Origin of the sequence: Belliella calami (genome assembly GCF_022549695.1) — a bacterium.
GTDB classification, from domain to species: Bacteria; Bacteroidota; Bacteroidia; order Cytophagales; family Cyclobacteriaceae; genus Belliella; species Belliella calami.
In genome coordinates, this window is record NZ_JAKZGS010000001.1 from 356634 (window position 1) to 369361 (window position 12728).

8 protein-coding genes are annotated in these 12728 nt (G+C 39.4%); all 8 read right to left on the reverse strand.

The genetic code is table 11. The features are described from left to right. The 8 genes from MM236_RS01450 to MM236_RS01485 all read right to left on the reverse strand — a co-directional run bounded on the left by MM236_RS01450 (nucleotide 1) and on the right by MM236_RS01485 (nucleotide 12727). A complete protein-coding gene (locus MM236_RS01450) occupies nucleotides 1-1758 on the reverse strand; it encodes a glycoside hydrolase family 43 protein (RefSeq protein ID WP_241273147.1) in 1758 nt (585 codons plus the stop codon). Next, nucleotides 1758-3725 (reverse strand): glycoside hydrolase family 97 protein, encoded by a 1968-nt coding sequence (locus MM236_RS01455; protein ID WP_241273148.1) that lies wholly within the window; start codon nucleotides 3723-3725, stop codon nucleotides 1758-1760. Before MM236_RS01455 ends, MM236_RS01450 begins: the two co-directional genes overlap by 1 nt. 22 nt (nucleotides 3726-3747) lie before the next feature. Continuing rightward, on the reverse strand, nucleotides 3748-4731 hold the full coding sequence (locus tag MM236_RS01460) for a glycoside hydrolase family 43 protein (protein ID WP_241273149.1): 984 nt from the start codon (nucleotides 4729-4731) through the stop codon (nucleotides 3748-3750). Between the two features lie 260 nt (nucleotides 4732-4991). After that, nucleotides 4992-7094, reverse strand: coding sequence for a hypothetical protein (locus MM236_RS01465; protein WP_241273150.1), 2103 nt, complete (start codon nucleotides 7092-7094; stop codon nucleotides 4992-4994). 72 nt (nucleotides 7095-7166) lie between these two features. After that, nucleotides 7167-8111 (reverse strand): alpha/beta hydrolase, encoded by a 945-nt coding sequence (locus MM236_RS01470; protein WP_241273151.1) that lies wholly within the window; start codon nucleotides 8109-8111, stop codon nucleotides 7167-7169. Nucleotides 8112-8293: 182 nt separating this feature from the next. Further along, nucleotides 8294-10042 (reverse strand): glycoside hydrolase family 43 protein, encoded by a 1749-nt coding sequence (locus tag MM236_RS01475; RefSeq protein WP_241273152.1) that lies wholly within the window; start codon nucleotides 10040-10042, stop codon nucleotides 8294-8296. Between the two features lie 201 nt (nucleotides 10043-10243). Then, nucleotides 10244-11863: a glycoside hydrolase gene (locus MM236_RS01480; protein WP_241273153.1), complete on the reverse strand. Its 1620-nt coding sequence runs from the start codon at nucleotides 11861-11863 to the stop codon at nucleotides 10244-10246. A 27-nt stretch (nucleotides 11864-11890) separates the two neighbouring features. After that, nucleotides 11891-12727 carry a sialate O-acetylesterase gene (locus MM236_RS01485; RefSeq protein WP_241273154.1) on the reverse strand — a complete coding sequence of 279 codons (837 nt, stop codon included), beginning with the start codon at nucleotides 12725-12727 and terminating at the stop codon, nucleotides 11891-11893. Between the last annotated feature and the right edge of the window lies 1 nt (nucleotide 12728).

Consider the following 12728-nt stretch of genomic DNA (forward strand, 5'->3'; position numbering starts at 1 on the left):
TTATTTGACTATACCTTTTTGTGTTAGTTCAATTGGTTTGATTTTACCATTATCATCGAAATAAAGATACTCCAAGCATACCTGCCTTCTAGTGTCACCTCCAGGAGCTCCGTTCAAATCATATCCTCCATCATGGTAAAAGAAATACCATTGATCTTTAAACTCAATAACCGCTGGATGAATAGTGAATCCATGTTTTGCTGGACCTGTAAGTAATCCTTCGTAAGTCCAAGGCCCTGTAACATTCGAAGCAGAGGCATAAGCTATTTGCTCAGGTTGCACACCAGGTGCATCAGCAGCATAAACATTGTAATAAATATCACCTCTCTTAAATATCCATGGTCCTTCAGCTACATTTCTGAAAGGGACTTTTGTGATTTCACCATCTACTTCCACCATATTTCGATTTAATTTTACCATATAAAAATCCCCATTTCCCCACATCATCCACGGGGTTCCATCATCATCTATAAATACAGTTGGGTCGATATCAGAATTAGCTCTGTGAGAATCCATGGTCATATCATCAGTGATAAGAGGTTGACCTGGAGTTGCCTCTACAAAAGGCCCTGTTGGCTTATCACTCACTGCTACTGTTATAAAATGTCCTTCTGGTCGATCAAGAGTTACATAGAAATAAAACTTACCATCTTTTTCAACAACTTGAGCTGCCCATGCTGACTTACTATTTGCATTTAAAAAATCACTGGCTTTGAGAACAGATCCATGAGGAGTCCAGTTTATCATATCACTTGATGAGTAACAAAGCCACTCTGGCATATTAAACCATTCCCCTGGTGAAGCTTTATCATGCCCTACATAGACGTATACCGTATCATTAAAAACTAATGCCGCTGGATCAGCAGTAAAAGTATCTGTAAAAATTGGGTTCTGCCCTTGAACTCGAGGTAAAGCTTCCCCTGATATTTTCACTTCGTCAATTCCTCCATCCAAGACAGCTAGACTATTAGGAAAACCTCCTGGATAACCTCTTCCAATAATCCAAAGTCCTGCATTGTTTTTCATTGCTGAACCCATAAATGAAATAGGCTCAGCTTCTTCAAATTTCAAATTAGAAGAAAGTTTTACTTCAAAATTTAAAGTTGTACTATCTGTTTTTTCATCGTAAAAAGTATGGGCACGTAAATCATACCATTGACCTGCTTTGACTTCATTACCAGCAAAAATCCTACGAGGTATGTTATCCGAGCAAAATACTTCTACAAAATATCTTTTTTGCATGTTATCAAACCCTATCGAAACATCACCTACCAACTGCCCCTTGGCTCCTTCTTTAGTTAAGAAAACTTGTTCTGTTCCTAAAAGATTGGTTTTAAGGCTCAACTCAATCTCCCAGCTTTTACTCAAATCAAGATAAGGCAATGATCGATGAAATGAAACTTGGAATTCACCACTTTTGATCTCTAAGGATCTTTTATTCTCTTGACCATTTCTTGTTGAAAAGGGTACATCAGAAGAAAAAATCATAGATTCAGCTTTTTGCTTTTTCACTTCCAATAGATTTCCATTTCCAGATTCATCATTGATAAAAGGTGAAGGATCTGCTGGTTTAGAGTCTTTCTGAGTTAATATTGATCCTGATTTAGTAGGGATAATTGTACCGTCAAGAGATTGAATATTTTCAAAACTCCAATGTGCAATTAGTCTATTTTGAGCAAAACTAATGTGCACATTAAATAAGAGTAAACTAAATACTATACCTATCTTTAAATTTTTACTAGAAATTGAAACTTTCATTATTTTATTGGTTCAAGTTTTCCTAAATATCCTCCTCTAGGCAGCATTCTAATTGAGATTTTCTCACCTTTGCTGACTACTTTATAAGAGGTTTCTAATTCTTGATCATGATTACCGTCTTTGATCAAAGTAAGTTTGTATTTCTGACCTTCATCTAGAAAATCTAGGGAAAGGTTTATTCGTTTTGGCTTAGACTCGCTATGTATTCCACTTAGATACCATTGATCCTCGCTTCTTCGAGCTAGGTTAATATCTACTCCTGGATATCCAGAAATGAACTGTGTATCATCCCAAATTGTCGGAATATCTCGTAAGAAAACTTTGGCCGCATAAGGTATCATTTCGTACCCTTCAGGCCGATCAGCCAAATGTTGTAGAGCGGATTCAAACAAAACACCTAATGCTATCTCATGGCCATAAGAGGTAATGTGAGGAAATTGAGAATTGGAAAAAGTCACTGGTGTATAATCCATCGACCCTACTACATTTCTTGTAAATGGCATGATTGTATTGTGAACTGGGGCTTCAATAGTGAAATCTGGGCCATTGTTGTACCACTCTGCACCTCTGACACCTTCATAAGTCATCAAGTGAGGATATGTCCTTGCCCAGCCTCTAGGCACTAAGCAACCATGAAAGTAAATAAGCATTTCAAATTCAGCGGCATCTTCCAAGATATCGATATAATAATTGATCATATCCTGCTTTTCACTTTCAAAAAAATCAATTTTAACACCCACGACGCCCTTCTCTTTGAGCATTGTAAATTCCTTTACTCTGTTTTCATGGGTAAGCATCCTATCTTTTGGAGTAGCTTCTACCCAAGTATGATTTCCGCCGGAGTTGTACCAAATCAAAGGTTTTACACCAAGGTTTTGAATGTAAGTGAGCGCATCATTCAAGTTTCCGCCGTTACTAATCGCATCCCACTCCCAATCGATCAAAGTATAAGGCCAATTCATTTCAGCTGCCAAGTCTGCGAATTTTTTGACTACTTGAAAATCCTTGGTTCCATGATTGTGAGACCAATAATTCCATGAAACTAAACCAGGCTTGATCCATTCTATATCGGTCAAAATTGATGCAGGAGATAGATCATCCACCAGAGTGGAAGCAACTATGGATCCGATATCACCTACTTGTATCACTCTCCATGGCGAACTCCAAGGTAAAGAAATAGTAGGTTCTCTTTGCCCTTGTCCCCTACCATTCCAATCATCTGGAAACACAAGCTTATAAGATTTACTATCACCTTGATTACTCAATTTGGTTCCACAATAATTTCTATCAAGCCCAGCTTCGTGAATTAGAAAAAATGCAGATGTATCAGCTGTATGAAATAATGCCGGATATGCCCAATCAGCTTGTGTATTTCCATCTTTGCTTGCCCTATAATAACCTTCATTGGCAGGATTGAATTTCTGAAGCCAACGCATCGTACTATCGGGAATATGGTAGCTCGTAAACTCATCCAAAACCTTGAATTCTCCTGAGTTTTTTTCAGGAAAATGATAGCGAAAAGCCAGCCCGTCATCATAAAGCCTGATAACCACATCAAGCTTCGCCTTTTGAGCATTTTCAAAGTTAGCAACAACTTCATAAGCTGTATTGGAGCGAGAGAGCCTTTTTCCATGAACTGCTTCATATTGCTCCTTGATAAGTTTTGGCTTGCTCACCTTGAGTAGATTCAAACCAGAACCAAACTCTTGATCCTCTCTTTTCAATCCAAGCTCAATCATAGGAATTACCTCATTCTCTACCCTTGATTCATCCAAATAAGATAAAACCAGTATCCATTTTTTATCTTTTGCAAGCATTGCTTCCTCTAGGCTTACCTTAATTTTCCCATTTGGGGAAAAAATTGCATCTGAGCTCCTTTGGGCAAATGATTGATCAAAAATCAGGAAGAGATTAAGAAGCATCAATAGCGTAATAAGCCCAAACCTGTATTTAGTAATCCTTTTCATTGATTTCTTCTTTCTCTTTTCCCTATTGCACAGCTTCGACCCCTTCTTCTGTTTGGATCACTTTCTGGATGGTGCCATCTTCATTGTAGTACATGTAGTCTATACAAATCGATCTTCTGTAGCTTCCTCCAGTCGGCAACACACCATTGTGATAGAAGAAATAGTCTTTACCCTTGTATGTAACCACTCCTGGATGTACGGTGAAGCTATTGGGAACACTTTCCATAATCACTCCTTTGTGTTCCCATGGCCCCTCTGGACTTGTGGCTATACAATAGTCAATTTGCTCTGCTTTTTCACCTTTGCTGGCATAAAGCAAGTAGTACAGATCATTGCGTTTGTAAACCCATGGGCCTTCAATGAAATTTTCGGGATTCAAATAATTGATCGGACCATCCATTTCTATCATATTTTCCTTGAGCTTTGCCCATTTCAGACTTCCATTGCCCCAATAAATGTAAGCTTGCCCCTGCCCGTCCGGCAGGCGGGCATCATCATCAATAAAAACTGCTGGGTCGATATCATCCCAACCATGCTTGTTGTCAGTTGTCATTTCATTTACAACCAATGCTTTGCCAATAGCATCTACAAATGGACCTGTAGGATTATCAGACACAGCTACACCTATGGCTGCTCCACCTTTACTATTCTCATCTTCCTTGTGAAATGTAGACACATAAAAATAAAACTTCCCATCTCGTTCGGTACAATGTGCCGCATAGGCATCACCTGTAGCCCAAGAAAAAGTTTTTGGGGAAATGGGAGCTCCCTGATACTCCCAATTCACCATATCAGTTGATGAAAAAACAAGCCAATCTTTCATCTCATAGTTCTTGGATTCCACGGAAGCTGTATCGTGACTGGTATATAAATAAACTATGTCGTTGTGTACAATCGGTGCTGGATCAGCTGTGAAATAATCACGGATAATGGGGTTTTGACAGAAACCTATCTGGGAAATTAAAGTGATAGCTAGCGTGAAAAAGAATTTTATGGCAGTTTTCATTTGGTTTAGGTTTAAGGTTGTGATGTAACTTTCCCAAAGTTTTTGGCTTTGGGAAAGTTTATATGTGAAATTTTAGAAAAGGTAAATCAACCTTTTCAGTCTATTATGAAATTTTTATTTAGATAACAATGTCGGTTAGTTAAGGAAACAGACCCTTCAGGTTTAAACCATTTTTTAGTCTTCACTGCCAAATAAGAAACCTTTTCCTATTTGATAGAAAACCTCGCAGGTCTTATCTAAACGTCATTGATTTAGATAGCTTAATTAAATCTCACTTTGTAAGTTTTGATAACTCCTCTGTAGTCACAAGTTACTGTAGCTTCTACGTCTTTATTTTCAGCTTGTTCAATTGAGACTTTCACAGATGGATTATCAGCTTTGGCAGTTACTTTAGGATTAGAATCCGAATCAGCTGGTAGGCTTGCAATTACTTCATAAAGACCATAACCAAGAATGCCATTTTCATTTGTGGACCTTACAGGTGTTTCTGAAACTTCTACATCATCTCCATTCACTGATATGCTGATCTTTGGAGAAATAGGCCTTTCGATTTCTTTTCCCTTTGCACTAAATGCCAATCCCATCAGGTCAAAAAGAGGTTCTGATCCATCACCTTCTGCCACTAAGTAAACAGCATGTTTTTTGTCCAATTGATCAACATATTCCGATACATCAATTTTGAATTTTGTCGATTCTTTTTTAGAATTTGCAGGAACTTCGAGTATACCGATCTTAGTACCTTTCCAAGTATCATTTGCATAAGGACCATCTATCCAAACATTGACTTTGAAGGCTTTGTCTGTCTTTGGAGTAAGGAAAAGATTGAAAGCAGTTTGATTTCCAGATTTTGTTCCTTCAAATGCTTTGAGTCCATGTTTATCTTCAGCAAGACCACCAAAACCAAAGTATTTGTATCCAATAATATGACCGCCTTTGACTTGCGTGATCGGCATATGGTTGTCCCAAATATCCCAAGAATCCTGCTGGATGCTGATATCAGAAAGATATGCAGCATAGCCTGCTGAGTAATATTGATATGGATCAAGACCATACATGTGGAAACCTTCGGAGGTCACTTCAGCACCTTTGTATTCTCTGCCTTGGCTATCCTTCGCTGTCCACTGCTTGTTTTCTGCATAAGGATCATAGGCTCTGATTCTGGCTCCTCCACCTTCTGCTACTGGAGTTTCATCCACTTCAATACTGATAGGTGCAACTACAGGCTGACGGGCAAAACCAAAACCTCTAGGTGGCTTGTGGTAAAACACATACCATTGCCCATTGATCTCTTCGATACTTCCATGAGTATTGTGCCCACCGTTGGTAAGAATGATACCTGTTCCATCTTCATTCAAAACTGGCCCTCTTGAATCCACCAATACACCTCCGCTTTTCCATGGACCAAGTGGAGAATCACCCACTGCATATCTCAAAGTTGAATTGGTGCTACTTACGCCATAATCAGGGCCTGAATAGCCACTGAATACAGTGATGTATTTATTACCAACTTTTCGGATTGATGAAGCTTCAAAGAAATTGAATGTTCCCAAATCTTCTTCCTCGTAGATATTTGGATATTGAGTTCCTTCTGGATCTCGTAAAGAACCATATCTATTACTAGCAGGGAGAAAATACGGAATCACTTCGGTACCAGGCCTGATGGAATACATGGTATTCTGATCCAATTCAGCTGCCATAGATCGCTGGAAACCCCAGAATCCGTAGGCTCTGAAACCTATCTCATAATCAGGATCATTTGGGTCATCGATATTTTCAATATAGATAGCTGGATCAAAACCCAAAATACTTCCAGGAATCGTTCGTCTTCCGTCTTCGGTCATATTTATCGGAGTAAATGGCCCATCTGGTCTTGAGCCTTTTGCTACCATTGCTTCTCTTCCAGGACCTCTGCTATGTGGATATAGGTAGTATTCCTTTGTTCCGTCTTTTCTTTTTACTTCCACCAAATCTGGTGCATACATCACATCCCATTGCCCATCTATCTCATAAGTAAAAATAGCTCCTTCATCTCTCCAGCTTGTCAAATCCTCTACAGGAGCTGACCACATCCTGATATCAGGACCACAATAACTTGTAAATCTTAGATCGTGTGATCCAATAATGTATGCCCTATATTTCCCAGGATTATCCGGGTCTTCAAATACCCTTGGTTCTCCGTCAGGAACATGCTCCCACAAAGGAAGATATGGGTTGCCAGCAACAGTATGGACGTATTTCCCATCTTGGACCAGACTTGTCTGGGTTTCTTCTTGGGCACATGATACAGATACAGAGATCATGACCAATCCAAGTGCTAGTTTTAATAAGTCTTTTCCTTTGGAGAAAAGCGATAACTTTTTCATAGAATAGGTTTATTCGTGTGATTTAATATTTCTATTTTTTCTTATTAATTATAGGTAAATCCTATGCCCCCATCACTCCGATGACTTAGCTTCAAGAAAGCTATTGACATCCAGCCAGTGAATAAAGGCATCAAACCAGCGGTTACTTGTCCGGTTGGGATTTCCCAGTCCGAAACCGTGACCACCATTTTGATAAAGATGAAACTCAACAGGTATGCCTGCTTTGTACCAAGAATCGATGACACCAAACTGACCCCTGAAGAGAAAATCATCAGTAGCAATTACATTGAACATAGGGGGTGCATTCTTAGGAACCTCTACCGCACCCATTCCGCCATAGATCGGACCTATGAAGGCTAGTTTCATCTCCTTGGAATTCAGTGTACAATGCATAGTAAGACCAGCACCAGCCGAAAAGCCAATCATTCCTATTCTGTCTGTATCTACTCCCCATTCTTCAGCTCTTTCCACGATCATCGCATAGGCAGCCTCAGCATCCTCGAGTTGATCAGAAAGATCTCTCTGTACTGGACGAGGTCTTGGTTCTTCGTCTTGTCCAGAATTCGCTGCTGCATCGAAAGTTCTGTTCATGGAATCCCTAAAGCCGTCCAAAGATTCTGGGGTTGGATGCAATCTATATTTGAGCACAAAAGCGGTGATTCCTTGATCTGCCAATGCTTTTGCTACTTTCCAGCCTTCATTGTCCAGTGAAAGCCATCGAAACCCTCCTCCAGGAGCTACAATTATGGTCGTGCCATTTGCTTTTCCAGGTTCTGGAAGGAATGGAGTTAAGGTTGCAACAGTGATATTGCGTGCCATTGGATCACCCCATTGCCTGAACCAAGTCTCTGAGGCAGGTTGATCATCTACTCCTCCTGTACCAAGAGGAATGGCATTGGGCTCATCTGGCGTTTCAAGTGGATAAATGGTTCCATCCTGTGCAATTGTAGATTTTGCGCAAAAAAGCAACAAGATCAGAATAGAAGATTTGGCGAGTGTTTTTAGTGTGTAAAGCATAATTAGGTCATTTTGCTGAGGTTAAAATGTATGATTGGTTATTTTTTATTCATTTCTAAATCCCGCAACATATTACTGTAATCAGTTGACCTATAGCGAGAAAAAACCTTCCAGGTTTCACCCACTTTATTCTTACAAACAGCTGATTATCGATAAAACCTGAAAGGTTTGCGGATTTTAGGTTATTTCTGTTCCACACTCGCATCATTGGCTGTAGTTGCATACAAACCAATCATAGCTCCTGTAAAACCACCAGCAACATTTGTAGATAAAATGTCTCCTGAAACTGTTCCTCCTAGGTTTTTGAAATCTTTACCATCGACAGTATATCCAAATTCATAATCATCTCCAGTTGCTTTTACTTGAAGTTCTATAGGCCCAGAAATATCTATTTTGGTAGAAGCCAAGATTTTGGAATCAACAGACCTATTTCTTCCCATTCCTTTTCCTTCAGTTCTTTCCAAAAGAAGGATAAAATCATTCCCTACTTTGGTGACACCAAATACATAATTGAAAGCTTCATTTTGGACGCAAACTATTCCTGCCAATTCTTTTTCTGACTGAGGCTTAAAGTCCATCTTGGTGGTAAAGGAGAAATTTTTATGCTGCTGTCTGTAGAATAAAGTGGAAGTTGGTTTCACTTCTTTGATATTTACGGCAAATGGATTGATCTTCAAACCACCTTTTGAAAACTCCATGAAATCTTCTCTTGGCCCTCTCAATCCGATCCATCTGTAATCGAGCTTTTTGCCATCAAATTTTTCGGTATAGACAAAATTGCCATTTGGGAAAAATCCATCTTGACCTGTTTTGTTTTCAGTAACTCCTTCTGGCATTTTCAATTTGGGTTCCATTGGGATCAATCCATTTTCGAAAACAGGCCATTCACCTGACCAATCTACTGGAAGAATGAATGTCTCCCTACCAGTATTTACCCTGTTCTTGTCATTTGGCCTGATTCCCAAAAACACTCCATAGTACTTATCATCTGGACCTAAGACCAAATCAGCATGACCGGCCCAATCTACCCTGTTACTTCTGTTGTTTCCAAAATAGCGCTGTGTCAATATTGGGTTGGAAGGTGCAGGAATAAAAGGCCCCATAGGACTATCACTTTTGAAAATCACCTCACTGTGGTTGTCCCCTGTGCCACCTTCAGCACACATTAGATAGTAGGCACCATCCTTTTTGTAAATGTGAGGCGCTTCGATCCAAATAGGGTTTTTGTCAGGATCTACTCCGCCGTCAACTATAATCTTGTCAGAACCTGCTATTACTTGATCATTTTCCAAATCATATTCCCAGACTTTGATCACTCTGTGACCAGTGTATCGCTCTTCTCCTTCATTTGGGGCATCATTGTGAACTACATAGGCTTTGCCATTATCATCAAAAAATATCCCTGGGTCAATCCCATCAAACTTCAACTTGATAGGATCACTCCAACCCTGAAAAGGATCTTTGGTCTTCACAACAATATTTCCAAATCCTCCTGCAAACTGCGTCGTGATCATATAGAAAGTATCATTGTATGGATTATACTTGATATCCGGTGCATAGATTCCCATGCTGATACCAGTATCATGAACCTTAAGCTGAGATTTTCTATCCAATACATGCCCTATCTGAGTCCAATTCACCAAATCCTTGGAATGAAAAATAGGCACTCCCGGAAACATCGCAAAAGACGACACAACCATAAAATAATCGTCTCCCTTTCTTGTGATGGCAGGATCTGGATAGCAACCTTGCAGCAATGGATTGTAAAACTCCCCTTCTTTCAATGGGTTGTCGATATAAACCTGATCCTTGCCTTCATAGACAGCTTCGCTGAACAAAGGGGAGTTACTTTTTTTCTTTTGGGCATAGCCATCTATGATGGAAACAAAAGCCAAAAAGAGAGATAAAATAATAGCTTGGTTTTTTTTCATTCTACTGGTATTTGATAATTGGTTTTTTTTATTCTAAATCTTTGATAAACGCTTTTTTCACTTTCAAAACTTCAAGGGTTTAACCCACTATTCAAAAGGAAAATCACTTGTCTAAAAGCCTTAAAGGACCTAGCTTCTCCAATATGATGATCAATTGGTGTGAGAAGCTTTTCTCTTGTGCATTTAGGGCTTTCTATTATTCTACTCAAGAACAATAGTGGTAATACTTCTTGCAGGCAATTTGAGAGTTGCTATTTTCCCATCCAATGCGACTTCTACGACACTCTGCCTGTGATTCAATGAAGTTGTTGTGGCTTTTGCCGTATTGAAATTATCGGACAATTCCAATTCTATGGCAGGAATACCATCCTCCTCTTTATTAATCAACACTAAAACAACTTTCTCATCTCCTTTGTACCCTGTAACATCTATCTCTCTTGGCTCATTTAAGCTTGCTGAAATTCTTGTAAAACCTGGACGGATATGCTTGGCAAACTGGGCAAATGCATCTCCTCTCCTCAAAGTCTGCTCTCTGGTAGTCCCTTGTTCTCCTTCTCCAAGGAAAGAATAAAACCTTCTGATATACCACCATATATATGCACTCCAATTTGAGACCATGGAAGTGTGAATAGTCTGTAGCATCCCCATGGATTCTTCCCATATCACTGCTTCATCCCTGTTCCAATTATTGATATCGGCTCCACTGTTTTGATTCATTAGGTATTCCGTCATCCATACTTCTTTCCCTTTTTGTTCTGCAAGTGGATAAGGTGCTAAGCCACTTCCGTAGATATGTCCAGATACTAAATCAAGATTTGCCAAAGCTTCTGGATCATTGAGAAGCTGATCTGTATAAGCTTGATTGAAATTAAAAGACTCTGAGGCTGTAAATTTTGCACCTTGTATTTTGTGGGCATGGTTTTTTACAAAATCCAAAATCTGTGGAATTGTCCAGTCACAAGATTCATAACTCACCTGAATATCAGGTTCATTTTGCATAGAAACTATATCCACATCAGCCCCCTCTCCAGCCATAAACTGCACAAAATCATTTAGGTATTGGGCGTAGGCATCATAATTATCTTGTAACAAATACCCTCCTACCAAGTTATTATTACTTTTCATACTTGCCGGTGGGGACCAAGGTGAGGCAAGAATTACGGCTCCATGTTTTTTGGCTTCTTTTACAGTATTGACTACTGCAGGCCAATCTGACCTAACTGGTGATAACCTTACACGATAAATCGACAAACCTAATTCTCCTTCACCAGTACCATAAGCTAATTGGATTTCTCTTGCACTCAAAAAGTCTGTTCCCCACATCATATTTCCTCCTCCGAATCCTGAAATATTCTGAAATGTGACATCAGGATTAAAATTTACACGAAGCGGTATGAATTCCTGACCAACTTGGCTTATAACCCTTGTTAGCTTGACTCCACTTCCATCTGTTGACTGAAGGCTTATTCTAACTACATTTTTTGTGTAACTGGAATTTTGTCTATATCGAATGGTAACTCTAGTGGTCGTATTTCCAATAGTATTTGAACCAGCTACTCTTGGTGTGAACTCCTGAATAAAATCTTCTCCCTCCAATACTTCCTCTACACGGATTTGCCATTGGGTAAAAGCCCAATTTACATCAAGATTTATGCTCCCACTATTGGCAGACAAATCTCCTTCGGGAACACTGCTCAAATCCCAACTCAGTTGCGCTTTATTATTTTCAGCCTCTTCATCTTCTACACAAGAAACTATAGCAAACATCGCTACCAAAACTAGCATGGGAAAAATCCCTTTATAATTCTTAAAACATTTCATTGATTTACATTTATTTATATTTTTTTTTCAATAAGAAGATGGACTTTTCAATAGTGACAACATCTTTATCCCGTACCTTTTACCCAACTCTCTATACCCTTCTGCTGAGAAATGAAGTCCATCATCTACAGCTTCACAGTCTGTCGAGGAGATTACATAGGCATTAGGAATTACTTGAGGCAATGTTGCGATGATTGTATTCATACTTGCACACTTGCCCCCCTGCTCTGCACTGACCATTTCTCCAGCAAGCAATGGAAGTGAATTTTCTTCCAATTCTAGATCCATAAGAATACTATCATATACCCCTTTGACTTTACTTGGCCAAGTTTGATCTCCCGTATTAGATTCTCCTTGATGAAGCAATATGCCTTTGATCACACCATCTTTCTGTGCCAGCTTAGCCATCTCTATCAAGCGACCATAAGGGTCATCGTCATACTCTTTTACCATATTTTGAAGCCAGTCAGGCGCTGTGTCCACATAGCTTTGATAATCATCTTTTTGGAAAAGCTCGATCTTTGTTCCTCCGATGGAGACATTGATGATACCCACTTTTATATGACTTGGGAGATTTTCGACTAACTCACGCCCAAAGTAATCCGATGGTCCAAGGCCAGTGTGACATCTGGTGATCGGTGCAGCTGCTGAATACCATTGCCCCATTTTCCTTCCAAGATTATCGCAATCAACTGCCTGAAGCACCTGAAACCTTTCGTCAACTTTTGTATCTATTTCTTCAAATTTGGCATGCCCTTCCATATTGGATTGGCCAAAACTTAGGAAAACATAGAAGTTTTCATCTTGGGCATTTGCTGTCAAAGTGCACATGGTTAGAATTAGAATCACAAGAATTTTCTTCATT

Bases quoted from the DNA above. Each gene is read 5' to 3' on its own strand.
- MM236_RS01455 (WP_241273148.1), bottom strand. From the start codon at position 3,725: ATGAAAAGGATTACTAAATACAGGTTTGGGCTTATTACGCTATTGATG.
- MM236_RS01470 (WP_241273151.1), bottom strand. From the start codon at position 8,111: ATGCTTTACACACTAAAAACACTCGCCAAATCTTCTATTCTGATCTTG.
- MM236_RS01450 (WP_241273147.1), bottom strand. From the start codon at position 1,758: ATGAAAGTTTCAATTTCTAGTAAAAATTTAAAGATAGGTATAGTATTT.
- MM236_RS01480 (WP_241273153.1), bottom strand. From the start codon at position 11,863: ATGAAATGTTTTAAGAATTATAAAGGGATTTTTCCCATGCTAGTTTTG.
- MM236_RS01485 (WP_241273154.1), bottom strand. From the start codon at position 12,727: ATGAAGAAAATTCTTGTGATTCTAATTCTAACCATGTGCACTTTGACA.
- MM236_RS01460 (WP_241273149.1), bottom strand. From the start codon at position 4,731: ATGAAAACTGCCATAAAATTCTTTTTCACGCTAGCTATCACTTTAATT.
- MM236_RS01475 (WP_241273152.1), bottom strand. From the start codon at position 10,042: ATGAAAAAAAACCAAGCTATTATTTTATCTCTCTTTTTGGCTTTTGTT.
- MM236_RS01465 (WP_241273150.1), bottom strand. From the start codon at position 7,094: ATGAAAAAGTTATCGCTTTTCTCCAAAGGAAAAGACTTATTAAAACTA.